At 72.9% G+C, this 22,629-nt stretch carries 24 protein-coding genes; 15 read left to right on the forward strand and 9 right to left on the reverse strand.

Annotated elements, in window-relative coordinates; translation table 11 throughout:
• The first annotated feature begins 49 nt into the window (after positions 1–49).
• Complete coding sequence (locus tag VLJ82_RS08765) at positions 50–1,042, forward strand: peptidoglycan-binding domain-containing protein (RefSeq protein ID WP_408662955.1); 993 nt, start codon at positions 50–52, stop codon at positions 1,040–1,042.
• Positions 1,043–1,076: 34 nt separating this feature from the next.
• Here VLJ82_RS08765 and VLJ82_RS08770 read toward each other — a convergent pair whose 3' ends face one another.
• A complete protein-coding gene (locus VLJ82_RS08770) occupies positions 1,077–1,613 on the reverse strand; it encodes a flavin reductase family protein (RefSeq protein WP_408662956.1) in 537 nt (178 codons plus the stop codon).
• A 170-nt stretch (positions 1,614–1,783) separates the two neighbouring features.
• Between VLJ82_RS08770 and VLJ82_RS08775 the strand changes: the two genes are divergently transcribed.
• From VLJ82_RS08775 to VLJ82_RS08795, 5 genes are all read left to right on the forward strand, one after another.
• A complete protein-coding gene (locus tag VLJ82_RS08775) occupies positions 1,784–2,662 on the forward strand; it encodes a Gfo/Idh/MocA family protein (RefSeq protein WP_408662957.1) in 879 nt (292 codons plus the stop codon).
• Between the two features lie 67 nt (positions 2,663–2,729).
• Positions 2,730–3,305, forward strand: coding sequence for an adenylate kinase (locus VLJ82_RS08780; protein ID WP_408662958.1), 576 nt, complete (start codon positions 2,730–2,732; stop codon positions 3,303–3,305).
• Between the two features lie 231 nt (positions 3,306–3,536).
• A complete protein-coding gene (locus VLJ82_RS08785; RefSeq protein ID WP_408662959.1) occupies positions 3,537–3,827 on the forward strand; it encodes a three-helix bundle dimerization domain-containing protein in 291 nt (96 codons plus the stop codon).
• A gap of 107 nt (positions 3,828–3,934) precedes the next feature.
• Complete coding sequence (locus tag VLJ82_RS08790; protein ID WP_408662960.1) at positions 3,935–4,108, forward strand: CsbD family protein; 174 nt, start codon at positions 3,935–3,937, stop codon at positions 4,106–4,108.
• 90 nt (positions 4,109–4,198) lie between these two features.
• Positions 4,199–4,477, forward strand: coding sequence for a GlsB/YeaQ/YmgE family stress response membrane protein (locus tag VLJ82_RS08795; RefSeq protein WP_408662961.1), 279 nt, complete (start codon positions 4,199–4,201; stop codon positions 4,475–4,477).
• A gap of 214 nt (positions 4,478–4,691) precedes the next feature.
• On the opposite strand, the gene VLJ82_RS08800 is transcribed toward VLJ82_RS08795, so the two are convergent.
• Entirely contained in the window at positions 4,692–5,396 is a 705-nt protein-coding gene (locus VLJ82_RS08800) for an IclR family transcriptional regulator (RefSeq protein ID WP_408662962.1), read from the reverse strand.
• A gap of 77 nt (positions 5,397–5,473) precedes the next feature.
• On the opposite strand from VLJ82_RS08800, the gene leuC reads away from it, so the two are divergent.
• From leuC to VLJ82_RS08815, 3 genes are all read left to right on the forward strand, one after another.
• The gene (gene leuC, locus VLJ82_RS08805) at positions 5,474–6,871 is read left to right on the forward strand and encodes a 3-isopropylmalate dehydratase large subunit (RefSeq protein ID WP_408662963.1); all 1,398 of its coding nucleotides are present in this window, start codon (positions 5,474–5,476) and stop codon (positions 6,869–6,871) included.
• Positions 6,872–6,883: 12 nt separating this feature from the next.
• Positions 6,884–7,480, forward strand: a complete 597-nt coding sequence (gene leuD, locus VLJ82_RS08810; RefSeq protein ID WP_408662964.1) for a 3-isopropylmalate dehydratase small subunit — start codon at positions 6,884–6,886, stop codon at positions 7,478–7,480.
• Between the two features lie 255 nt (positions 7,481–7,735).
• The gene (locus VLJ82_RS08815; RefSeq protein WP_408662965.1) at positions 7,736–8,524 is read left to right on the forward strand and encodes an HU family DNA-binding protein; all 789 of its coding nucleotides are present in this window, start codon (positions 7,736–7,738) and stop codon (positions 8,522–8,524) included.
• Between the two features lie 71 nt (positions 8,525–8,595).
• On the opposite strand, the gene VLJ82_RS08820 is transcribed toward VLJ82_RS08815, so the two are convergent.
• From VLJ82_RS08820 to cofC, 3 genes are read right to left on the reverse strand one after another with little or no spacing between them, the layout of a single operon-like run.
• Positions 8,596–9,486, reverse strand: a complete 891-nt coding sequence (locus tag VLJ82_RS08820) for an NUDIX hydrolase (protein WP_408662966.1) — start codon at positions 9,484–9,486, stop codon at positions 8,596–8,598.
• Positions 9,483–11,627 carry an RNA degradosome polyphosphate kinase gene (locus VLJ82_RS08825; protein ID WP_408662967.1) on the reverse strand — a complete coding sequence of 715 codons (2,145 nt, stop codon included), beginning with the start codon at positions 11,625–11,627 and terminating at the stop codon, positions 9,483–9,485. Before VLJ82_RS08825 ends, VLJ82_RS08820 begins: the two co-directional genes overlap by 4 nt.
• A 43-nt stretch (positions 11,628–11,670) precedes the next feature.
• Positions 11,671–12,291 (reverse strand): 2-phospho-L-lactate guanylyltransferase, encoded by a 621-nt coding sequence (gene cofC / locus VLJ82_RS08830; RefSeq protein WP_408662968.1) that lies wholly within the window; start codon positions 12,289–12,291, stop codon positions 11,671–11,673.
• A gap of 149 nt (positions 12,292–12,440) precedes the next feature.
• Here cofC and VLJ82_RS08835 point away from each other — a divergent pair, with 149 nt between their 5' ends.
• From VLJ82_RS08835 to VLJ82_RS08845, 3 genes are read left to right on the forward strand one after another with little or no spacing between them, the layout of a single operon-like run.
• Entirely contained in the window at positions 12,441–13,139 is a 699-nt protein-coding gene (locus tag VLJ82_RS08835; protein WP_408662969.1) for a lysophospholipid acyltransferase family protein, read from the forward strand.
• Positions 13,136–14,134, forward strand: a complete 999-nt coding sequence (locus VLJ82_RS08840; RefSeq protein WP_408662970.1) for an NAD(P)H-dependent glycerol-3-phosphate dehydrogenase — start codon at positions 13,136–13,138, stop codon at positions 14,132–14,134. The genes VLJ82_RS08835 and VLJ82_RS08840 overlap by 4 nt, the downstream gene beginning before the upstream one ends.
• Positions 14,135–14,156: 22 nt before the next feature.
• Positions 14,157–15,233 (forward strand): D-alanine--D-alanine ligase family protein, encoded by a 1,077-nt coding sequence (locus tag VLJ82_RS08845; protein WP_408662971.1) that lies wholly within the window; start codon positions 14,157–14,159, stop codon positions 15,231–15,233.
• An 89-nt stretch (positions 15,234–15,322) separates the two neighbouring features.
• Here the strand turns inward: VLJ82_RS08845 and VLJ82_RS08850 are convergent, their stop codons facing one another.
• Complete coding sequence (locus VLJ82_RS08850) at positions 15,323–15,760, reverse strand: DUF3515 family protein (protein WP_408662972.1); 438 nt, start codon at positions 15,758–15,760, stop codon at positions 15,323–15,325.
• 179 nt (positions 15,761–15,939) lie between these two features.
• Positions 15,940–16,182, reverse strand: a complete 243-nt coding sequence (locus tag VLJ82_RS08855) for an Lrp/AsnC family transcriptional regulator (RefSeq protein WP_408662973.1) — start codon at positions 16,180–16,182, stop codon at positions 15,940–15,942.
• Positions 16,183–16,364: 182 nt separating this feature from the next.
• Between VLJ82_RS08855 and VLJ82_RS08860 the strand changes: the two genes are divergently transcribed.
• Positions 16,365–17,312 (forward strand): thiamine-phosphate kinase, encoded by a 948-nt coding sequence (locus VLJ82_RS08860; RefSeq protein ID WP_408662979.1) that lies wholly within the window; start codon positions 16,365–16,367, stop codon positions 17,310–17,312.
• 91 nt (positions 17,313–17,403) lie between these two features.
• Here the strand turns inward: VLJ82_RS08860 and rpmB are convergent, their stop codons facing one another.
• Positions 17,404–17,595, reverse strand: a complete 192-nt coding sequence (rpmB, locus tag VLJ82_RS08865) for a 50S ribosomal protein L28 (RefSeq protein WP_408662974.1) — start codon at positions 17,593–17,595, stop codon at positions 17,404–17,406.
• Positions 17,596–17,847: 252 nt separating this feature from the next.
• On the opposite strand from rpmB, the gene VLJ82_RS08870 reads away from it, so the two are divergent.
• Positions 17,848–19,470 (forward strand): DAK2 domain-containing protein, encoded by a 1,623-nt coding sequence (locus VLJ82_RS08870; protein ID WP_408662975.1) that lies wholly within the window; start codon positions 17,848–17,850, stop codon positions 19,468–19,470.
• A 66-nt stretch (positions 19,471–19,536) separates the two neighbouring features.
• Positions 19,537–21,729 carry an ATP-dependent DNA helicase RecG gene (gene recG / locus VLJ82_RS08875; RefSeq protein ID WP_408662976.1) on the forward strand — a complete coding sequence of 731 codons (2,193 nt, stop codon included), beginning with the start codon at positions 19,537–19,539 and terminating at the stop codon, positions 21,727–21,729.
• A gap of 37 nt (positions 21,730–21,766) precedes the next feature.
• Here recG and VLJ82_RS08880 read toward each other — a convergent pair.
• On the reverse strand, positions 21,767–22,629 hold an 863-nt coding region (locus VLJ82_RS08880), incomplete at its 5' end, for a hypothetical protein (protein WP_408662977.1).

The raw sequence follows: 22,629 nt of genomic DNA on the forward strand, positions 1-22,629 counted from the left end.
CGAAGCCTGGACCGAGAAACGTGCCGAGAGCCCGTCCCTGGAGATGCCGATGCGCCGCGCCACCCTGTTCCGCCTGCTCGACAAGCCCGTCCGGAAGGCAGTGCTGTTGCTCCTGGCGACCACGCTGAGCGGGGGTGTGCTGGTGGCGGCCGCGCCGGCCAGCCCGGCCGCGATCGTGGTGCCGAGCCTGAAGGCGCCGGCCGGCCTGCTGAGCCCGATCGAGCCGCTGGCCCCCTACGTCGAGCAGATCGCCTGCCAGCCGGGCTACCGGGCCGGCACCCTGGCACTGGGCCGGATGCTGGTGGCGACCTACCCCAACACCAGCTTCGGCGGTCCGCGCGACTGCGGTGCCGACCCGAGCGAGCACTACGACTCGCGAGCCCTGGACTGGATGAACTCGGTGCGCAACCCGGTGCAGGGCATGCAGGCCTACATGGTGGTTAAGTTCCTGCTGGCCACCGACCGCTGGGGCAACACGTTCGCCAACGCCCGGCGGATGGGCCTGATGTACATGATCTGGAACAACAAGATCTGGGGCTCCTGGAGCGGCAAGTGGGAGGAGTACCACGGCTGCTTCAGCACCCCGCAGCCCGCGTACGACACCGCCTGCCACCGCGACCACATGCACTTCTCGCTGTCCTGGAACGGCGCGATCGGCCGCACCTCGTTCTGGAGCCGGCATGTCTGGGCGGCCACCGACTACGGGCCGTGCCGCCCGAGCGACCTGAACTGGTCCGGCGACTACGGCACCTTCCGGCCCACCCCGTGCCCGCGCTACCGCAAGGTCAGCGCCCCGGGCGGCTCGTCGCCGGCGATGCAGGAGCTGGTGAAGTACTCCGGTGCCACCATGTTCCCGGGCATGCGCGGCGGCCCGATCATGGCGGTGCAGCGGGCCTTCAACAAGCCGATCACCGGACGCTACGACGCGGCCACGGTGGCTGCGGTGAACCGGTTCAAGGCGGCGCGCGGGCTGCCGGCCAACGGCATTATCGAGGCGCGCACCTGGCGCGCCCTGCTTGCCGCCTACAAGCCCCGCAGCTAGCGATTCCGGCCCGGAGCTAGCCGCCGCCTGGCAGCTAGCCGCCCGGATTCTCGCCGGGCACCGTCAGGTACCGGCCCCGCCGGTGGATCAGCGGCGGGGCGTCCTCGCCGAACTCGGCGTGTGCCACCTCCAGCTGGACCAGCAGGCCCCAGCCCAGCTCGACCGGCGGCCGGTCACCGAGCCGGCACCCCGCCCAGCCGGTCGCGCCGGCCAGTGCCGGGCCCCACTCGGTCTGGGTCCAGTCGGCCAGCCGGAACGGGCCGCCCGGCGCGGGAGCGACGTAGCCGAAGGCGTCGGCCAGCTGCCGGTGCTGCCAGCTCAGCACGCTGACCACTGCCGAGCCGGTGGCGCGCAGCGCGTCCCACAACTCCGACAGCGGATCCAGCACGCCGGCGACGTACCCGGGCTGGCCGTCGGCGACCAGCAGCGACGAGACCGTCAGCCCGGCCCGCTCGCCCGCCGCGCCCGCGGTCCACAGCGTCACCGGCGAGGGCAACCGGCCGCGCAGCCGCCGGACCGGGCTGCGGTCGGACTCCGGCGGCAGGAACGGGTGCTCGCCGGAGATGGTCATGGCCCCAAGTCTGGCACCGCCGTCCGGCCGGTCCGCGGCGCCGGTCCCGCGCGGACTCGTATCCGTTGCACAGGGCCCTGGCGGGCAGAGCGGATCCGAGATCGAGCAGCCGGCGGTCCGGCCGCCGTCGCGCGGATGGCAGAGTGGGCCCAGGCAGACGGGAGCACGCGATGAGCCTGCGGGTAGGACTGGTCGGCAACGGCCACTGGGCACGGGTCACCCACGCGGCCGGCCTGAACCGCGAACCTTCGGTGGAACTGGCCGGGATCTGGGGCCGGGATCCGGCCAAGACCCGGGCGCTGGCCGACGAGCTGGCCACCACCGGCTACGACGAGGTGGCCGAGCTGTTCGACGCGGTGGACGCGGTCGCCTTCTCGGTGCCGCCCCAGGTGCAGGCCGAGCTGGCGCTGCGTGCCGCCCGGGCCGGCAAGCACCTGCTGCTGGAGAAGCCGATCGCGGTGTCGCTGCCCGCGGCGCAGACGCTCGCCGACGCGGTCGCCGAGGCCGGCGTCGCCTCGGTGGTCTTCTTCACCGGACGCTTCGACGCCGGCCAGCGGCGCTGGTTGGAGCAGGTGACGCAGCGCTCGGACTGGTGCGGCGCGGCGGGCCTGTGGCTCGGCTCGGCCTTCGCGCCCGGCAGCCCCTTCGACACCCCGTGGCGGCACGACAAGGGCGGGCTGTGGGACGTCGGGCCGCATGCGCTGGCGATGCTCATCGGGGCACTCGGGGAGGTCGAGGAGATCACCGCCCGGCCCGGCCGGGGCGACCTGGTGCACCTGATCCTGCGGCACGCCGGCGGGGTGAGCAGCAGCTGCGCGGTCAGCATCGCCACCCCGGAGGCCGCCGCGCAGGTGAGCCTGACGGTGTGGGGCCCGGACGGCCGGGTGGAGCTGCCGGAACGCGGTGACCCCACCCAGGCGCTGTCCGTCGCGGCCCGGGAACTCGCCGAGGCCGCCGGCCAGCCGGCACCGAGCCATCCCTGCGACGTGCGGCTGGGGCTGTCGGTGGTGCGGTTGCTCGCCGAGGCCGAGCAGCAGCTCAGCCGGTGAACGCCGTCGACACCGTGCCCGCCGACGCCGCGCGGTGCGCTCCGGACGCCCGGCCGGGACGGCCGCGATGAGGACGATGCTGCTGGGCGGGCCGGGTTCGGGCAAGGGAACCCAGGGCCAGCGGCTGGCCCGGCACTACGGCGTGCCGCACATCGCCTCCGGTGACCTGCTGCGAGCCGAGGTGCGGGCCGGCACCGACCTGGGCCGGCAGGTGGCCGGCTGCCTGGACGCGGGCCGGCTGGTGCCCGACGAGCTGATCTCCGACCTGATGCTCCCGGCGGTGCTGAGCGCGGCCGAGGCCGGCGGCTACATCCTGGACGGCTTCCCCCGGTCGGTCGCCCAGGCGGTGTCGGCCGATGCCGCGCTGGCCGAGTCCGGGGCCGGCCTGCAGTCCGTGCTCTTCCTCGCCGTGGCGGAGCAGGAACTGGTCCGCCGGCTGCTGGAGCGTGCCGAGTCGGCGGGCCGCAGCGACGACACCGCCGAGGTGATCGCGGACCGGTTGCGGGTCTTCGAGGCCGAGACCCGCCCGCTGATCGAGCACTACCGGGCCCAGCGGCTGCTGATCGAGATGGCCGCCGACCAGCCGGCGGACCGGGTGACCGAGGCGATCCTGGCCGCGCTGGAGGCCCGCGACGGGAAGTAATCACCCGTTACACCGACAATCCGGGCGCGTTGTTTCGACATCTATCCCCAACCGGGCCAGCACCGGCTAGAATGATCAGATCGGCTATGCAGCCAGCCGGGAACGATTCCGTTCGATGCAGGTCGACGCTGCTGGCGGGGCACGCTGAGCCACCCGGTACTCATTCGGTACTCCTGAGCTCATGGGCTGGTGCCGCGGTTGCGTTACACCTCCGGTTGATCCGAGGTCCGCATGACCACACTGCCCGATGCCCGTATCTCACCCGAAGACGAACCGCACTACCACGACCGGTCCTTCGCCGACATCGTCGAGCGGCTGTTCCGCGAGTTCGAAGACCGGCTGTCTCTCACCGCGATCGTCGAGGTGGTGCGGGAATCCCGCCTGCACCTGCGCGGATCGCCGATCGGCGCGCTGCCCGAGCTCACCGAACGGCTCGCGCACGAACGGCTCGAACGACTTGTTTCGCTGGTCATCGGCGATGAGCCGGTGCCAGCAGCTACCCAGTTGACCGCGCTGTCCTGACGGTCACCCAGGCTCGGCCGGTAAAATCACTCTCAAGCTGAGGGTCATGCCGGCCGTGCAAGAACCAGCGACGCCCGAAGCGGTGTCCCGTTGGAGGAGGAGAATTCATGAGTGCATTGGACAAGGCCAAGAACAAGGCCGAAGAGGTCGGCGGTGTAGCCAAGGAGCACGCGGGCCGGGCCACCGGCGATGACCGCCTGGAGTCCGAGGGCCAGACCGACCAGGTCAAGGGCAACCTCAAGCAGGCAGGCGAGAAGGTCAAGGACGCCTTCAAGGACTGAGCGCCGGCCGGCTCGTCCCACCGGGCTCACCGGGGGACCAGCCGTCGGTGAGCCCGTCCGTCCCCGTCAGTTATCTAAGGAGTGTGCCTCATGCTCGGTTTGATCATCTCTCTCATCATCATCGGCCTGATCGCCGGCGCGATCGCCCGGCTGCTGGTGCCCGGGCGGCAGGACATCGGCATCCTCGCAACGATCCTGCTCGGCATCGTCGGCTCGTTCATCGGTGGCTTCCTCGGCTACCTGATCTTCCACAAGGATGGCGACGACGGCTTCTTCCAGCCGTCCGGCATCATCGGCTCGATCATCGGTGCGGTCATCGCGCTGCTGATCTGGCAGCGGGTCGGCGGAAAGCGGGGCGCTCTCCACTGACCCGGGCGCTGCCCAGGCCGCCTGCGTGCCTGGGATGAACGGCCACGAGGGGGCAGTCGCGACGCGACTGCCCCCTCGTGCTGTCCCGGGCACGAAACTGTCCGGAGGGCATGGGCCTGTCCGGAGGGCATGGGCCTGTCCGGAGGCGGTGCCGTCGTAAGACACCGGCGCTGGCTGCCGAAGTGGGCGGTACCCCCGGTGGCGTCCGACGCGCTCAGGAATCGCCGGCGTGCAGGCGCTGCGCCGCGGCCGCCAGGACCGGTGCCAACCGCTGTCCCGGTGAGCGGCCCAGCCGCTCGACCGGCCCAGACACCGAGATGGCCGCGATCACCTGCCGCCCGGTCCCGAACACCGGCGCCGACACCGAGGCCACGCCCGCCTCGCGCTGGCCGATCGACTGGGCCCAGCCGCGCCGGCGCACCTCGGCCAGCGTCCGGTCACTGAACTCGGCCTGCTCGAGCAGCAGGGCGATCGTCGCCGGCGGTTCCCAGGCGCACAGCACCTGGGCGCCCGAGCCCGCGGTCATCGGCAGCCGGGCACCCAGCGGCACGGTGGTCCGCAGCCCGCTGGCCCGTTCGGCGGTGGCCACGCAGACCCGGTCCAGCCCGTCCCGGCGGTAGAGCTGGGCACTCTCGCCAGCGGTGTCGCGCAGCCAGGCGAGCACCTCGTCCGCCCGTTCCAGCAACGGATCCGAGGCGGCCGCGGCCAGCTCGGCGAGTCGCGGCCCAGGCACGAACCGGCCGTCCCGGTCGCGGGCCAGCAACCGGTGCACCTCCAGCGCCACCGCCAGCCGGTGCGCGGTCGCCCGCGGGATTCCGGTGCGCTCCACCAGATCGGCGAGGCCGGCCGGCCCGGCGGCGGCCGCGTTGAGCACGGCCACCGTCTTGTCAAGCACGCCGATGCCGCTATGCTGTCCCATATAGCGATACTAGAGTCTCATATATTGAGACGCAAGGGTCGCGACACCGGCGACCGGCACGAGGTGGGAGAGTGGCGATGGGCAGCACGCTGGCGGAGAAACTGTGGTCGAGTCACCTGGTGCGCAGCGGCGCCGGTGAGCCCGACCTGCTCTACATCGACATGCACCTCGTCCACGAGGTGACCAGCCCGCAGGCCTTCGACGGCCTGCGGCTGGCCGGCCGGACCGTCCGCCGGCCGGAGCTGACCCTGGCCACCGAGGACCACAACGTCCCTACCACCGACCTGCTCGCGCCGATCGCCGACCCGGTCAGCCGGACCCAGATCGAGACGTTGCGCCGCAACTGCGAGGAATTCGGCATCACCCTGTATCCGATGGGGCATTCCGAGCAGGGCATCGTGCACGTGATCGGGCCGCAGCTGGGCATCACCCAGCCGGGCATGACGCTGGTCTGCGGCGACTCGCACACCTCCACGCACGGCGCGTTCGGGGCGCTGGCCTTCGGCATCGGCACTAGCCAGGTGGAGCACGTGCTGGCCACCCAGACGCTGCCGCTGGAACGCCCTCAGACCTTGGCGGTGACCGTCGACGGCCAGCTGCCGCCGGGGGTCACCCCGAAGGACGTCATCCTCGCGGTGATCGCGCGGACCGGCACCGGCGGCGGCCAGGGCTACATGGTGGAGTACCGCGGCGAGGTGTTCCGGCAGATGAGCATGGAAGGCCGGATGACCGTGTGCAACATGAGCATCGAGTGGGGAGCCCGGGCCGGCCTGATCGCCCCGGACCAGACCACCTTCGACTACCTGCGCGGCCGCCCGCACGCACCGACCGGTGCCGAGTGGGACGCCGCGGTGGCCTACTGGAGCACCCTGGTCACCGACCCGGACGCGGTCTTCGACGCCGAGGTGCGGCTGTCGGCCGAGGACATCAGCCCGTTCGTCACCTGGGGAACCAACCCCGCCCAGGGCGCGCCGCTGTCCGAGCGGGTGCCGGATCCGGCCGGCTTCGCCACCGAGTCCGAGCGGGTGTCGGCCGAGAAGGCCCTGTCGTACATGGGATTGTCGGCCGGCACGCCGCTGCGCGACATCGAGATCGACACCGTCTTCCTCGGCTCGTGCACCAACGGACGGATCGAGGACCTGCGGGCCGCCGCCGCGGTGCTGCGTGGCCGCACGGTGGCCGACGGGGTGCGGATGCTGGTGGTGCCGGGCTCCATGCGGGTCCGCGAGCAGGCCGAGCGGGAGGGGCTGGACGCGGTGTTCACCGCGGCCGGGGCGCAGTGGCGCCAGGCCGGCTGCTCGATGTGCCTGGGCATGAACCCCGACCAGCTCGCTCCGGGCGAGCGCAGCGCCTCGACCTCGAACCGCAATTTCGAAGGCCGCCAGGGCAAGGGCGGCCGGACCCACCTGGTCTCGCCGCCGGTAGCCGCGGCCACCGCCGTCACCGGGCGCCTGACCAGCCCGGCCGATCTGTAGGGCAGGAAAGACATGGACACCTTCACCGTGCACACCGGCCGGGCCGTGCCGTTGCGGCGCAGCAATGTCGACACCGACCAGATCATTCCGGCGGTCTACCTCAAGCGGATCACCCGGACCGGCTTCGCCGACGCGCTGTTCCAGGCCTGGCGTGCCGACGAACCGGACTTCGTGCTGAACCGGCAACGCCATGCTGGTGCGTCGGTGCTGGTGGCCGGCCCCGACTTCGGCACCGGCTCGTCACGCGAGCACGCGGTATGGGCGCTCTGGGACTACGGATTCCGGGTGGTCATCTCCTCGCGTTTCGGCGACATCTTCAGGGGCAACTCGCTCAAGGCGGGGTTGCTGACCGTGGTGCTGCCGGAGCCGGTCGTGCAGCGGTTGCTCGACGACGTCGATGACGACCCGGGCGTCGAGGTGACCGTCGACCTGCGACAGCGGCAGGTGCGCTGGCTGGCCGAGGTGCACGGCTTCGAGCTCGACGACTACACCCGCTGGCGGTTGCTGGAAGGGCTGGACGACATCGCGTTGACGCTGCGCGACACCGCCGCCATCGACCGCTACGAGCAGGGCCGCCAGCCGTGGCTGCCGGTGGCGCAACCCCGCTGAGCTGCGCCTGATCTGCTCCAGGCCTGCTATATGGCCTGATCCGGGCCTGCGGCGGAGCCTGCTCCGGCCTGCGGCGGAGCCTGCTCCGGCCTGCGACGAGGGCTGTTCCCGGCATGCTCCTGGCCTGCCGCGCGCCGCTCCGCGGCCGGGATCGGGCTTGCGACACAACCGATTGCGTTGTTTCTCGGGCAGCCACGCCTTACCGTTCCTGCGGAAGGTTGGCCACGGTGGCCGACCGGCGTCCTGGGAGGACACGTGAACAAGGCTCAGTTCATCGAGGCGCTGGCGAGCCGTCTCGGTTCGGACAAGAAGTCGGCCGGCACCGCACTCGACGCCGTGCTCGATGAGATCTACGCCGTCGTGGTCAGGGGAGAGAAGCTGGCTATCACCGGTTTCGGCTCGTTCGAGAAGCGGGACCGGGGTGCGCGGACCGCGCGCAACCCCGCGACCGGCGCCAGCGTCAAGGTCAAGAAGACCTCGGTCCCGGCGTTCCGGGCCGGTGCCGAGTTCAAGGCCGTGACCAGCGGCGCGAAGAAGCTGCCCAAGGTGGCGGCCGCGAAGGCCGCTCCGGCCAGGGCTGCTGCCACCAAGGCAGCCTCCGGTGCGGCTGGTGCCGCCAAGGCGGCCTCGGGTGCGGTCACCGCGGCGGGCAAGGCTGCCGGCAAGGCGGTGGCGAGCAAGGCCAGTGCCGCCAAGGCAACCGCGGGCAGGGCAACCGCCAAGGCCGCCCCGGCCAAGGAGTCGCCGGCCAAGACGGGTGCAGCCAAGGCGAGCGCGGCCAAGGCGAGCGCGGCCAAGGCAACCGGCACGAAGACCACCGGCACCAAGACCACTGGCACCAAGGCAGCGGGCACCAAGGCCGCAAGCACCAAGGCAGCGGGCGCCAAGGCCGCCCCGGCCGCCAAGGCATCCGCCAAGGCCGCCCCGGCCAAGGCATCCGCCGGCCGGACGACCGCCGCCAAGGCCGGCGCCGCGAAGGCCGCCCCGGCAGCCCAGCCGGCCAAGGCAGCGAGCAAGCGGACGCCCGCCAAGCGTTCCGGCTGATCAGGCGCCGGCCGGCCCGCCATCCGGTGCCGGCCCGGATTGCCTGTGCGAACCGGGCGGTTCGGCGCCGGTCAGGAGTACGGGCGCGGGTAGTAGTCCGCCGCGACCACGCCGCGGTCGGCGACCGACAGCGCCCACACCGAACCCTTGCGGCACGGATGCGGCGCCCCCGGCACCCCGAGTTGCTCGAGCAGTGCCGGGATCGTCTCGCCCTGGCTGCAGATCAGGGTGGTACCCGGCTGGGCCAGCAGCTCCCGGACCGCCGCCAGGCCCGCGTCCGGGTCCTTGTCCCACGCCTCGTCGGACAGCGCGGGGGCGCTGTGCACCGGCAGGCCCAGCTGGTCGGCCACCGGCCGGACGCTCTGCTCGCAGCGCACCCGGTCGGCGGCCAGCACCCGCTGCGGAGCGAAGGCCAGCAGCGCCGCGACCGAGTCACGCGCCTGCCGCCGGCCCATCTTGTCCAGCGGCCGGAGCCGATCGTCACCGGAGTAGTCCGAGCGCTTGCCGGCCTTGGCATGCCGCAGCAGCAACAACGTCCGGGTGTCGCCGGGCAGCCGGGCGAAATCGGCCAGCACCCCGCGGTCGGCCGGATAGCTCAACTGCTGGGTGGCCTCGGCCACGGTGGCCCAGCGCAGCCGGTCCACCTCGTCGCCAGGGGCGTGCTCACCGTCGCGGTAGCGCATCGCCCAGTAGGACACCTGCTTGATCGCGCCGTCGTCGCCGAACGGGTATTCCACCGACGCAAGCCGGCGGCCGACCTCGACCCGGGCGCCGGTCTCCTCGGCCACCTCGCGGGCCGCCCCGGCCAGCGGATGCTCGCCGGGATGCAGCTTGCCCTTCGGCAGCGACCAGTCGTCGTAGCGCGGCCGGTGCACCACCGCCACCAGCACCCGGTCGCCGTCCTGGCGCCACAGCACCCCGCCGGCCGCCGGGGTGGCTCGGGCCTGCGTCGCGCCGCTCACGTGCCGCCGCGGGAGGCGAGCCGGGCCAGCAGCACCTGCTGGTAGTCCACCGGCCGGCTGCCGCCGCGGCGGATCCACTGGTCGTCCGGCTGCAACTCCCAGGCAGTGGTCTCCGGGTCGAAGGCCAGGTCCAGGGTGGTGCGCAACTGCTCGGTGTTGGCGCCGGTGACCTGGGTGAGCACCTCGACCCGCCGGTCGAGGTTGCGGTGCATCAGGTCGGCCGAACCGATCCAGTACTCGGGCTGGTCGTCGTTGGCGAAGTAGAAGATCCGGGAATGCTCCAGGAACCGGCCCAGCACCGAACGGACCGTGATGTTCTCGCTCAGCCCGGGCACGCCGGCCTTGATGGTGCAGAAGGTCCGCACCATCAACTCCACCCGGACACCGGCTTGCGAGGCCTGATACAGCGCGTCGATCAGGGTTTCGTCCACCAGGTGGTTGCACTTGATCTGGATGTGGCCGGCTCGGCCGGCCCGGGCATGGGCGATCTCGCGCTCGATGCGGGCCAGCAGCCCGGGACGCAGACCCTGCGGTGCCACCAGCAGCGTCCGGTACTCGGTCTGGCGGGAGTAGCCGGTGAGCACGTTGAACAGGTCCGTCAGGTCCGCGCAGATCTTCTCGTCGGCGGTGAACAGGCCCAGGTCCTCGTACAACCGCGCGGTCTTGGGGTGGTAGTTGCCGGTCCCGATGTGGGCGTAGCGGCGCAGCGAGCCGCCTTCGGAGCGCACCACCAGCGAGGTCTTGCAGTGGGTCTTGAGGCCCACCAGGCCGTACACCACGTGGCAGCCGGCCCGCTCCAGCGCCTTGGCCCACTTGATGTTGGCCTGCTCGTCGAAGCGTGCCTTGATCTCGACCAGCACCATCACCTGCTTGCCGGCCTCGGCGGCGTCGATCAGGGCGTCCACGATGGGGGAATCGCCCGAGGTCCGGTACAGCGTCTGCTTGATCGCCAGCACGTTCGGGTCGGCCGCGGCCTGCTCGATGAAGCGCTGCACGCTGGTGGCGAACGACTCGTAGGGGTGGTGCACCAGCACGTCACCGTCGCGCAGGGTGGCGAACACCGACTTCGGCGTCTCGCCGTCGACGAAGCGCGGATGGGTGGCCGGCACGAACGGCTTCTCCTTCAGCGACGGCCGGTCCAGGTCATAGACCTGCCAGAGCGCGCCGAGGTCGAGCAGGCCCGGTACCCGCAGCACCTCCTCCGGTTGCACGTCGATCTCGCTGGTCAGCAGGTCCAGCACCTCTTCGGCGATGTTGTCGGCCACCTCCAGCCGGACCGCCGGGCCGAACCGGCGCCGCACCAGCTCGCGCTCCAGGGCCTGCAGCAGGTCCTCGTCGCGGTCCTCCTCCACCTCGAAGTCGGTGTTGCGGGTGACCCGGAACAGGTGGTGCTGCACGATGTGCATCCCCGGGAACAGCGCCGACAGGTGGGCCGCGATCAGCTCTTCCAGCGGCAGGAAGCCCGCCGTCTCCGGGGTCTTGTCCACCATGACGAACCGGGGCACGTTGTTGGGCACCTTCACCCGGGCGAACTTGTCCAGCTCCGAACCCGGCTCGCGGACCAGCACCGCGAGGTTGAGCGAGAGCCCGGAGATGTAGGGGAACGGGTGCGCCGGGTCGACCGCCAGCGGGGTGAGCACCGGAAAGACCTGGGAGTGGAAGTACTCAGTCAGCTCCCGCTGCTGGCCGGGATCGAGGTGTTCCCAGTTCAGGATCCGGATGCCTTCGGCGGCCAGCGCCGGCTCGATGTCGGAGTCGAAGCAGCGGGAGTGCCGCGCCATCAGCTCACGGCTGCGTTCACCGATCATCATCAGGGTCTCGCGGGTGGTGAGCCCGTCCGGCCCGCGCACCGCCAGCCCCATCTCCAGCCGCCGCTTCAGCCCCGCCACCCGCACCATGTAGAACTCGTCGAGGTTGCTGGCGAAGATGGCCAGGAACTTCATCCGCTCCAGCAGCGGCTGGCGGCGGTCCTCGGCCAGCGCGAGCACCCGGGCGTTGAAGTTCAGCCAGGACATCTCCCGGTTGGAGAACCGGTCCTCGGGAAGCTCGACCTCGGGCTGGGATGCCGGCGGCGCCGACTGTTCCGGCTCCGGGACGACGGAACCGGCCGGGGACGGCGCGGAGGCAACTGTGTCGGTCATGGGGTCATTCTGCCCGCCGGAGCCGGGGGAGGGAGAATGCCGTTCACACCAGGTCGGCCACCAGTTGCGAGGTCAGCACCCCGGCGCCCAGCTCCAGGCACCGGCGCAGGTCCGCCACCGAGTCCACGTCGCAGCGCAGGCTGGCCGCGGCGGGCAGCTCGGCCGCCCCGGAGGCCAGGTGCCGCTGCGCGGAGTCCGGGCCGAACATCGGGTCCAGCAGCACGCCCGGCCCGGCGGCCAGCAGGGTGGTCCCGCTGCCCTCGGAGTCCCGGACGAAACCGCGGCCGTCCACCGGCGCCATGTACAGCACCGCCAGCAGATCGGCGGCCCGCAACGCCGGCAGGTCGCCGACCAGCGCCACCACCCCGTCGGCGGGGAAGCGCCGGGCGAGCTCGGCGGCGGCCGCGGCGAGCGCGGGGTTCAGGCCGCCGCCGGCGTCGGGCAGGATCTCGATCTCGACCGGCAGCGCGGCGGCCGGCTGTCCCGACACCACGAACAGCCCGCCCACCAGGGGATGGGTGCGCAGCGCCAGCACCGCGTCCAGAGTGTCGAGCTGGATGGCCCGGACCAGGTCGGCATGCTGGACGTCCTCGCGGATGGCGGCCCGCAGCCGGGTCTTGGCCGGCGCGCCGTGCTTGATCGGTACCAGAACTCGCCACTGCACTCCCAAGATGCTGCCACCAGGGCACGGCGGTGGCAGACTCGCACCCGCCGGGGAGCGCATCCGGGCCGGCGCCCGGGACAGCAACCCGAGACAGCAAGAGGCGGAAGGGAACTCGATTGGTACGGCATGCCGAGCGGGTGGGACCGTACATGCGGTTCGCCGTCCTGCTGGTCTATCCCCTGGTCAGCCTGCTGTTCCGGCGCCGCTGGATCGGCCTGGAGCGGATCCCGGCCACTGGACCGGCCATCGTGGCGGTCAACCACATCTCCTACGCCGACCCGCTGATCTTCGCCCGGTTCGTCTGGGACGCCGGCCGGGTGCCGCGCTACCTGGCCAAGGCCAGCCTGTTCCGGCTGCCGTTCGGCCTCGGCCGGATCGTCGCCGGCGCCGGCCAGATCCCGGTGCACCGCGACACCGCCGACGCCGGGCAGGCGCTGCAGGGCGCCGTCGAGGCGCTGGGGCGCGGCGAGATGGTGCTGATCTACCCGGAGGGCACCGTGACCCGCGATCCCGGCTTCTGGCCGATGCAGGCCAAGACCGGGGTGGCCCGGCTGGCGCTGCTGGCGCCCGGCGTGCCGGTGATCCCGGTCGGGCAGTGGGGTGCCCAGCACTTCCTCGACGTCTACGGCCGCCGGTTCCGGCCGCTGCCGCGCAAGCGGATCACCATCGCCGCCGGCGAGCCGGTGGACCTGTCCGGCTTCGCCGGCAGCGCGCCGACCTCGGCGGTGCTGCACGAGATGACCGACCGGATCATGACCGACGTCCGCGACCTGGTCGCCGGCATCCGCGGCGAAGAGCCGCCGGCCGAGTTCTACCAGCGTCCGGCGGCCCGGGAGGGCCGGTCGTGACCCGCGCCGCGGTGCTGGGCTCCGGCTCCTGGGGCACCACCTTCGCCAAGGTGCTGGTGGACGCCGGCACCGACACGGTGATCTGGGCCCGCCGCCCGGAGCTGGCCGAGACCATCAGCCGCGAGCACGTCAACCCGGACTACCTGATGGGGTTGGCGCTGCCGCCGGCGCTGCGGGCGACCGCCGACGCCGCCGAGGCGATCGACGGCGCCGACCTGGTGGTGCTGGCGGTGCCGTCCCAGGCGCTGCGGGAGAACCTGGCCGGCTGGGCCGGCCTGATCCCGCCCGAGGCGACCCTGGTCAGCCTGATGAAGGGCATCGAGCTGGGCACCGTCAAGCGGATGAGCGAGGTGATCAGCGAGGTGGCCGGCGCCGAGGCCGACCGGGTGGCGGTGGTGTCGGGACCGAACCTGGCCCGCGAGATCGCCATGGAGCAGCCGACCGCCACCGTGGTGGCCTGCACCGACACCGACCGCGGCGCCTTCGTGCAGCAGGCCTGCAACGCCCCGTACTTCCGCCCGTACACCAACATCGACGTGGTTGGCACCGAGCTGGGCGGCGCGGTCAAGAACGTCATCGCGCTGGCCTGCGGGATGGCTGCCGGAATGGGCTTCGGGAACAACACCATCGCCTCGCTGATCACCCGCGGGCTGGCCGAGACGTCCCGGCTGGGACTGGCGCTCGGTGCCGACCCGGTCACCTTCGCCGGGCTCGCGGGCCTGGGCGACCTGGTGGCCACCTGCGCCTCGCCGCTGTCGCGCAACCGCAGCTTCGGCGAGCGGCTGGGCAAGGGCGAGAGCCTGGAGCAGGCCCAGCAGGCCACCCACGGCCAGGTGGCGGAGGGGGTGAAGTCCTGCCGGTCGGTGCTGGAACTGGCCGGCCGGCACGGCATCGACGTCCCGATCACCCGGGTGATGGACTCGGTCTGCTACGGCAGCCTGGCGCCGGTGGACGCGGCCCGGCTGCTGATGAGCCGTTCCACCAAGAGCGAGTAGGTCTCGGCTAGCCTGGAAGGCCATGGCTCCACGAATCCGGATCGCCGTCGTCTACGGCGGCCGCAGCGCCGAACACCCGATCTCGGTGCTCAGCGCCGGCAGCGTGCTGGCGGCACTCGACCCCGCCAAGTACGAGGTGCTCACCCTGGGCATCACCCGGGACGGCGGCTGGGTGCGTACCGAGGTCGAGCCCCGGCAGCTGCAGATCACCGGCCAGACGCTGCCCGAGGTGCTGCCGGCCGGCACCGAGCTCGCGCTGCGGCCCGGCAGCGCCGAGGTCGCGGTGTTCGACGCCGCCTCGGCGATCGCGGTGCTGGACAGCGTCGACCTGGTCTTTCCGGTGCTGCACGGCGCCTACGGCGAGGACGGCACCATCCAGGGGCTGCTGGAGATGGCCGGGGTGGACTACGTCGGCTCGGGCGTGCTGGCCAGCGCCGCGGCGATGGACAAGGCGTTCGCCAAGACCATGCTGGCCGCCGCCGGGCTGGACGTGGGGCGCTACCTGGTGCTGCGGCCGGGGGACTTACTCGACGAGCGGGCGGTGGCCGAGCTGGGCCTGCCGCTGTTCGTCAAGCCCGCCCGGGCCGGTTCCAGCATCGGCATCTCCAAGGTGCGGACCGCCGACGAGCTGCCGGCCGCGCTGAAGCTGGCCTTCGAACACGACTCGAAGGTGTTGCTGGAGGCGGCGGTGGCCGGCCGGGAGATCGAGTGCGGGGTGCTGCAGGACGCCGACGGCACGGTGTCGGCGTCGCTGCCGGCCGAGATCCGGCTGCACTCGGACTACGACTGGTACAGCTTCGAAGCCAAGTACCTCGAGGACGCCTCGGACTTCGACGTGCCGGCCGAGGTCGGCACCGAGGCGGTCCGGGCGATCCAGGACGCCTCCTGCCGGGCCTTCCGGGCGCTGGACTGCGCGGGCCTGGCCCGGGTCGACTTCTTCCTCACGGCCGAGGGCCGGCTGGTGCTCAACGAGGTGAACACCATGCCCGGCTTCACCGCCATCTCGATGTACCCGAAGATGTGGGAGGCCAGCGGGGTCAGCTACCCCGAGCTGCTGGACCGGCTGATCGCCACCGCGCTGGCCCGCCGGAACGGCTGACCCGCCCGGCCAGCCCCGATTGATCCGCCTGCCCGGCCGATCGGCCTGCCTGGCTCGCCGGCCCCCTCGCCCGGCCCAGGTCGACTGGCCTACTTGCCGGGCCGGCAGATCGGCAATGCCGCGCCGGGATTGCCGGCCGCGTCGGTCGCGGTGCACAGCGCCGGCAGTGCCGACACCGCCGGGGCCAGCAGCGGCAACGGCTGGTCGGCGCCGGCCGGCACCGTGACGTCGATGGCCACACTGCGGTCCACCGTGGTGTAGATCGTCCGGTCCCGCTGCGGGTCGGGCTGCCAGAGCACCGAGTCGACCTCCACCAGTTGGGCGGCCTGCGGAGTGCCGAAGACGCTGGACCTGGCCACCCCGCAGCGGACCACCACGGCCGGGTTGCCCCAGGCGGCGACGAAGGAGGAGTCGGTGTCGGTGCGGCGCGGCGCCAGCCCGCCCAGCTGCACCGGCAGCTTGGCGAACACCTTGACGCAGGCCGCCTGGGTGGCCGCGTCCGGCGGTGGGGGAGCCGGCACGCTCACCGCCGGCAGCACCGAGCCGGACGGGGCCGCGCTCGGCGACCGGCCGCCGGGCGAGTCGGTGTGGCCGGCCGACAGCAGGAACGCCAGCAGGACCGTGACCGGGGCCGCGATCGCGGTGGCGATCAGCGCGGCTCGGCGTCGTGCGGAGTCGATGGCTCGTCCCGTGGCTGGATCGGGCGCTAGATGTGGACCACCGGGCAGGTCAGGGTCCGGGTGATGCCCGAGACGCCCTGCACCCTGGCCACCACCATCCGGCCCAGCTCGTCCATGTTCGCCGCCTCGGCACGCACGATCACGTCGTACGGGCCGGTGACGTCCTCGGCCATCGTGACGCCCTGCAGGTTGGCGATCTCCTGCGCCACCGAGGCGGCCTTGCCCACCTCAGTCTGGATCAGGATGTAGGCGCTCACCGAATCTGGCACGGCAGGGTCCTTTCGTCGTCAGCGTCGAGCACCTGAGAACCTAGCGCAACGCGGCCCGGTCACACCGTGCGGATCCGGCTGCCGGCGGTTGCCGCCGGTCGAGGATCATGGGGGTGCACACCGTCCGGGCAGGGGAGAACCGCTGCCGGGCGAGCGGCCGCACGCACTGGAGGCTGGTACCGATTTCCGAGCCGAGAACGATCGCTGAGCTGGGCGAGTTCGGCCTGATCCGGCGGATCACCGCCGCGTTGCCGCCGGCCGAGTCCGCCGTGGTGGGCCCCGGCGACGACGCGGCGGTGCTGGCCTGCCCGGACGGGCACGTGGTGGTCTCCACCGACCTGCTGATCGAGAACCGGCACTTCCGCCGCGACTGGTCGACCGCCAACGACATCGGCCACAAGGCGGTGGCCCGCAACTTCGCCGACATCGTCGCGATGGGCGCCCAGCCCAGCTCGTTGCTGGTGGGCCTGGCCGCCCCGCCGGACCTGGAGCTGAGCTGGCTGGACTCGCTGGTGGCCGGCTTCGCCGAGGAGTGCGCCGAGGTCGGGGCCGCCGTGGTCGGCGGCGATGTCAGCGCGGCCGAGACGATCGTGCTGGCGGTGACCGCGTTCGGTGACCTGCAGGGCCGCCGGCCGGTCCGGCTGTCCGGCGCCCGGCCCGGCAACCTGGTCGCGGTCACCGGCCGGCTCGGCTGGGCGGCGGCCGGCTACGCGGTGCTCTCGCGCGGCTTCCGCTCGCCGGTGCAGGTGGTCAACGCCCACCGCCGGCCCGAACCCCCCTACCGGGAGGGAATCCGGGCCGCCGAGCTGGGGGCGACCGCGATGACCGACGTCTCCGACGGCCTGGTCGCCGACCTGGGCCACCTCGCCGAGGCCAGCGGGGTGCGCATCGACCTGCGCCGCGACGCCCTGGAGCCGGTGGCCAAGCTGCGCGACGTCTCCTCCGCGCTCAACACCGACCCGATGATGTGGGTGCTGGGCGGCGGCGACGACTACGCGCTGGTGGCGACCTTCCCCAACGACACCCGGTTGCCCGACAGCTGGCAGGTGGTCGGCATGGTCAACGAGGGTTCCGGGGTGCGGGTGGACGGGCTGCGCTGGGCGCACGCCGGGCACCAGCACTTCCGCTGACCGGCCGCGCCCGGGGAGACAGCCGCGCCCGGACGGGGAAACGAAACGGGCCGGCTCCTCGATGAGGGAACCGGCCCGGTAAGCGCTGGGATCAGCCGCGGGTGACCTTGCCCGCCTTCAGGCAGGAGGTGCACACCGAGACCCGGCGCCGGGTGCCCGGAGCGACCAGTGCGCGGACGGTCTGCACGTTCGGGTTCCACCGGCGGTGGGTGCGGCGGTGCGAGTGCGAGACGGACATGCCGAAGCCGGGCCCCTTGCCGCAGACATCGCAGTGGCTGGCCACTATGGCCTCCTCAAGTTCGGGTGAGTGTTTCGATGGATCATTCGGACAACCGGCCAAGTGTAGCGAGGCCCCTCGGCGCTCTGCAAAACCGGCCGCCGGAAGGGCCGCCACCGACGCCGGCGCCGCGGACCCGGTAGGGACGCGGCGAGCCTGGGTCCGGCACGGCCCGAACACCGGCCGGTATCGCTTCCGGCACAGTATGGTGTCGGCCAGAGAAAGCCCCGTCGGGGTGCCGGCTGGAAGGTGCGCCAGATGCTCACGCTGCTCGACGCCTCGGCGGTGCGCCGCTGGTGCACCGCAGCGGTGGACGAGCTGGAGGCCCGCCGCGGCGAGATCGACGACCTGAACGTCTTCCCGATCCCGGACGGTGACACCGGCACCAATCTGGTGCTGACCCTGCGCGGCGCCGCCGACGCGGTGGCCACCGACCGCTCGCCGACCGCCGGCGGGGTGCTGGCGGCGATGGCCAAGGGCGCCCTGATGAACGCCCGGGGCAACTCCGGGGTGATCGTCTCGCAGATCCTGGCCGGCCTCGCCGAGGCGTGCCAGGGCGCCGTGGAGGCCGACGGGCGGCAGCTGGCCGCGGGGCTCCGGCTGGCCAGCGAGGCCGCCTACGCCGCGGTCGCCGAGCCGGTCGAGGGCACCATGCTGACGGTGGCCCGGGGCGGTGCGGACGCCGCGGCGCAGCTGGGCGAGTCGCCGGAGCTGTCCGCGGTGGCCGCCGCGGCCGCCGCTGGCGCCGCGGCCGCGCTCGCCGACACCCCCGAGCAGCTGGCGGTGCTGGCCGAGGCCGGGGTCGTCGACGCCGGTGGCTGCGGGCTGGTGGTGCTGCTGGAGGCGCTCGCCACGGTGGTCACCGGCCAGGGCGGCCGGCACGCGCCGGCCCGACTGCCGGTCCGCAACCGGCAGGCGCTGGAAGCGGTGCGCGAGGCCGGCAGCCCGGAGTTCGGCTACGAGGTGCAGTACCTGCTGCACGCGCCGGAGACCGCGCTGGGGCCGTTGAAGCAGGTTCTCGGCGAGCTCGGCGACTCGCTGGTGGTGGTCGGCGGCGGCGACGGGCTGTTCAACGTGCACGTGCACGTCAACGACGTGGGGGCGGCCATCGAGGCCGGCATCGAGGCCGGCCGGCCGCACCGGATCACCGTGGTCCGGTTCGCCGACCACCTCTCCGACGGCGCGGCGGCCCACCCCGCCGAGCCCGGCCAGACGGGCACCGCGCTGGTCGCGGTGGCGCCCGGGGATGGGCTGGCCGACCTGTTCCGCTCCGAGGGCGTCGCGGTGGTCGACGGCGGCCCGGGCGGCCGGGGTCCGCTGACCGCCGACGTGCTGGCCGAGATCCTCGCCACCGCCGCCGGCCAGGTGATCCTGCTGCCGAACTCCTCGGCGGTGCGCGAGGTGGCCGAGGCGGCCGCCACCCGGGCCCGCCAGCGCGGCGTAACCGTCGCGGTGGTGCCGACCAAGTCGCCGGTGCAGGGGCTGGCCGCGGTGGCGGTGCACGACGACAGCCGGCGTTTCGAGGACAACGTGATCGCCCTGGCCGAGGCCGCCGCCGCCACCAGGTTCGCCGAGGTCACCATCGCCGTCCGGGACTCGATCACCTACGCCGGGCGGTGCTCGGCCGGCGACGTGCTCGGCCTGATCGACGGCGAGGTGGTCGAGATCGGGCTGGACGTGGCGAAGGTCGGCATCAGCCTGGTCCGCCGGCTGGTGGCCGCCGGCGGCGAGCTGGTGACGGTGCTGTCCGGCTCGGACCGGGGGGCCTCGGCCGCGGCGCAGGCGGTGCACAGCTACCTGCGCAGCCGGCACCCGCTGGTGGAGGTCAACGTGTTCGTCGGGGGGCAGCCGAAGTACCCGCTGCTGATCGGCGTCGAGTAGCCGACCGGACGCACCACCCCGGTCCGGGTCGGCAGCCACGTCACCGGCTTCTGGCACAGTGACCCCATGGCAACCCGGGGCACGCTGCTGCGCGAGGTGCTGGGTGGCAAGGCGAGCACGGCGGTGGAGAAGGCCCTCGGGCTGAGCACGGTCGGCGAGCTGCTGCGGCACTACCCGCGCCGGTTCAACGAGCGTGGCGAGCTGACCGACCTGTCCCAGCTGGTCGAGGGCGACGAGGTCACCGTGCTGGCCGAGGTGGAGTCCACCAGCACCCGCCGGATACCGGGCCGCAAGCTGAACATCCTGGAGGTCTCGATCCGGTCCGGGCGGCACCGGGCCACCCTGAGCTTCTTCAACCAGCCGTGGCGGGAACGCGACCTGCGGCCCGGCCGGCAGGGCATGTTCGCCGGCAAGGTGACCCGGTTCCGCAACAAGCTGCAGCTGAACTCACCGGACTACATCCTGCTGGGCGAGTCCGGTGAGGACGGCACGGCCGGCATCGACCCGGAGGCGGCCGAGCAGCTGCAGGACTTCGCCGGCGCCCTGCTGCCGGTCTACCCGGCCGCCGCGGGGCTGCCGTCCTGGACGATCGCGCGCTGCGTCCGGCTGGTCCTCGACAGCCTCGACCCGGTGCCGGACCCGCTGCCCGCGGCCGTCCGGGACCGGGTGGGGGTGATCGGGCTGGACACCGCGCTGCGCCGCATCCACCGGCCGGACACCAGAGCCGAGTACGCGCAGGCGCGCCGCCGGCTGGCCTTCGACGAGGCGCTGGGCGTCCAGCTGGTGCTGGCCCAGCGCCGGCACGCCAACGCCGCCAACCCGGCGCTGGCCCGGCCGCGGATCGCCGGCGGCCTGGTCGATGCCTTCGACGCCCGGCTGCCGTTCACCTTCACCGGCGAGCAGCGCGAGATCGCCGCGATCCTGGAGGCCGAGCTCGCCGCCGAGCACCCGATGCATCGGCTGCTGCAGGGCGAGGTGGGCTCGGGCAAGACGGTGCTGGCGCTGCGGGCCATGCTGCAGGTGGTCGACGCCGGCGCCCAGGCCGCGCTGCTGGCACCCACCGAGGTGCTGGCCGCCCAGCACGAGCACAGCATCACCGAGCTGCTCGGCCCGCTGGCCCAGGCCGGCCGGCTGGGCGGCGCCGAGCAGGGCACCCAGGTGGTGCTGCTGACCGGGTCGATGTCGGCGCCGGCCCGGCGCGCGGCGTTGCTGGAGCTGGCCTCCGGAGCTGCCGGGATCGTGGTCGGCACCCACGCCCTGATCCAGGACCAGGTGCAGTTCGCCGAGCTGGGCCTGGTGGTGATCGACGAGCAGCACCGGTTCGGCGTCGAGCAGCGGGACGCGCTGCGCAGCAAGGCCGCCACCCCGCCGCACCTGCTGGTGATGACCGCGACGCCCATCCCGCGCACGGTGGCGATGACCGTCTTCGGCGACCTGGAGACCTCCGAGCTGCACGAGCTGCCGGGTGGGCGGGGCAGTGTGAGCAGCACCGTGGTGCCGGTCACCGAGCGTCCGGACTGGCTGGAGCGGGTCTGGCAGCGCGTCTCTGAGGAGGTGGCCGCCGGCCGCCAGGTGTTCGTGGTCTGCCCCCGGATCGGCGACGAGTCCGACGCCGAGGACATCGGCGCCGCGGCCGACGGCCAGCCGCAGACCGCCTCCGTGCTGGGCAGTTACGCCGAGCTCAGCTCCGGCCGGCTCGCCGGGCTGCGGCTGGCCCAGTTGCACGGCCGGATGCCGCCGGAGGACAAGAGCGCGGTGATGGCGGCGTTCGCGGCCGGCACGGTCGACGTGCTGGTGGCCACCACCGTCATCGAGGTCGGCATCAACGTGCCCAACGCCTCGCTGATGGTGATCCTGGACGCCGACCGGTTCGGGGTGTCCCAGCTGCACCAGCTGCGCGGCCGGGTCGGCCGTGGCGAGCACCCCGGACTGTGCCTGATGCTCAGCCAGCTGCCGTTCGGCCATCCGGCGCTGCAGCGGCTGGCCGAGGTCGCCAAGACCGTCGACGGGTTCGCCCTCGCCGAACTCGACCTTGCCCAGCGCCGCGAGGGGGACGTGCTGGGCGCCGCCCAGTCCGGCCGCAAGTCCCAGCTGAAGCTGCTGTCGCTGCTGGCCGACGCCCCGCTGATCAGCGCGGCCCGGGCCGAGGCGCAGCGGCTGATCGAGGCCGACCCGCAGCTGGCCGGCCATCCGGGGCTGCAGGAGTTCCTCTGGGAGTCCTTCGACTCCGACCGCAGCGAGTACCTGCACAAATCCTGAACCGGGCGCTTCGAGCCCGGCTGGTCTGTCGGCCGGCTCAGCGGGGCACCGCGAGCACCGGCGGCGACTGCAACATCAGGTCCTCGACCCGCACGTCCGGACGCAGCAGCCTGGCCGCCCCCTCCCGCCAGAGCAGCAGCTCGGCCCGGCGGCCCTCGTTCACGGCGATGACCAGCCAGTCGCCGTTGCCGGTGAAGGCCAGCCCGGGCAGCTCGGTGGGCGGCAGCGTCAGGCCGCCGACGGTCTCCAGCCGGCCGCTGTCCAGGTGCAGCACCGCCACGTCGAGCGGCGGCCCGAAGCCCGCGTCGTCGATGTGCGGGCCCTCGTAGGCCCGGGCCAGCGGAAAGGCCAGCCGGCTGCCGTCCGGGCTGAGCACGCCACCGACGATCGAGGTCTGGACGGGCAGCGGGTAGCCGCGTGCCGACACCGCCCCGGAGGCCAGGTCGTAGCGGTACAGCAGGCACTGCGCGGTCGCCGAGCACGGCCCGTCGAGCCACATCAGCACGTTGTGGTCGACGGTCAGCGAGCTGGCCCGGCCGAGCGGGCGGCCCAGCCGCCGGGTGGTCAGGTCGTAGCTGACCAGGGTGCCCGAGGACTCGCTGCGCCGCTCACCGGCCGCCGCCGTCAGCCCGATCAACCGGTGCCCGGAGATCGCGATCGGGTTCAGGCCGGCCGGCAGCCGGACCAGGCCCGGCCCGGGCAGCTGCACCAGCTGGATCGGGCCGTCGGTGGGAATGGCGGCCACTTCGGCGGCCCACACCCCGCCGTGCCCGTCGCCGAAGAGCGAGTCGATGTGCCGGTTGCTGGTCAGCGCCACCGTGCTGCTGCCCGGGCTGACCTGCACCACCATGCTGGTGTCGGTGGAATCGCAGGACTGCACCAGGGCGTAGCTGGCGTTGC

The sequence above is a fragment of the Jatrophihabitans sp. genome, assembly GCF_035474675.1.
Lineage (GTDB): Bacteria > Actinomycetota > Actinomycetes > Mycobacteriales > Jatrophihabitantaceae > Jatrophihabitans_A.

Coding starts and splice junctions, on each gene's coding strand:
- VLJ82_RS08765 (WP_408662955.1), top strand. CDS start 50: ATGCGCCGCGCCACCCTGTTCCGCCTGCTCGACAAGCCCGTCCGGAAG.
- VLJ82_RS08770 (WP_408662956.1), bottom strand. CDS start 1,613: ATGACCATCTCCGGCGAGCACCCGTTCCTGCCGCCGGAGTCCGACCGC.
- VLJ82_RS08775 (WP_408662957.1), top strand. CDS start 1,784: ATGAGCCTGCGGGTAGGACTGGTCGGCAACGGCCACTGGGCACGGGTC.
- VLJ82_RS08780 (WP_408662958.1), top strand. CDS start 2,730: ATGAGGACGATGCTGCTGGGCGGGCCGGGTTCGGGCAAGGGAACCCAG.
- VLJ82_RS08785 (WP_408662959.1), top strand. CDS start 3,537: ATGACCACACTGCCCGATGCCCGTATCTCACCCGAAGACGAACCGCAC.
- VLJ82_RS08790 (WP_408662960.1), top strand. CDS start 3,935: ATGAGTGCATTGGACAAGGCCAAGAACAAGGCCGAAGAGGTCGGCGGT.
- VLJ82_RS08795 (WP_408662961.1), top strand. CDS start 4,199: ATGCTCGGTTTGATCATCTCTCTCATCATCATCGGCCTGATCGCCGGC.
- VLJ82_RS08800 (WP_408662962.1), bottom strand. CDS start 5,396: ATGGGACAGCATAGCGGCATCGGCGTGCTTGACAAGACGGTGGCCGTG.
- leuC (WP_408662963.1), top strand. CDS start 5,474: ATGGGCAGCACGCTGGCGGAGAAACTGTGGTCGAGTCACCTGGTGCGC.
- leuD (WP_408662964.1), top strand. CDS start 6,884: ATGGACACCTTCACCGTGCACACCGGCCGGGCCGTGCCGTTGCGGCGC.
- VLJ82_RS08825 (WP_408662967.1), bottom strand. CDS start 11,627: ATGACCGACACAGTTGCCTCCGCGCCGTCCCCGGCCGGTTCCGTCGTC.
- VLJ82_RS08835 (WP_408662969.1), top strand. CDS start 12,441: ATGCGGTTCGCCGTCCTGCTGGTCTATCCCCTGGTCAGCCTGCTGTTC.
- VLJ82_RS08845 (WP_408662971.1), top strand. CDS start 14,157: ATGGCTCCACGAATCCGGATCGCCGTCGTCTACGGCGGCCGCAGCGCC.
- VLJ82_RS08870 (WP_408662975.1), top strand. CDS start 17,848: ATGCTCACGCTGCTCGACGCCTCGGCGGTGCGCCGCTGGTGCACCGCA.
- recG (WP_408662976.1), top strand. CDS start 19,537: ATGGCAACCCGGGGCACGCTGCTGCGCGAGGTGCTGGGTGGCAAGGCG.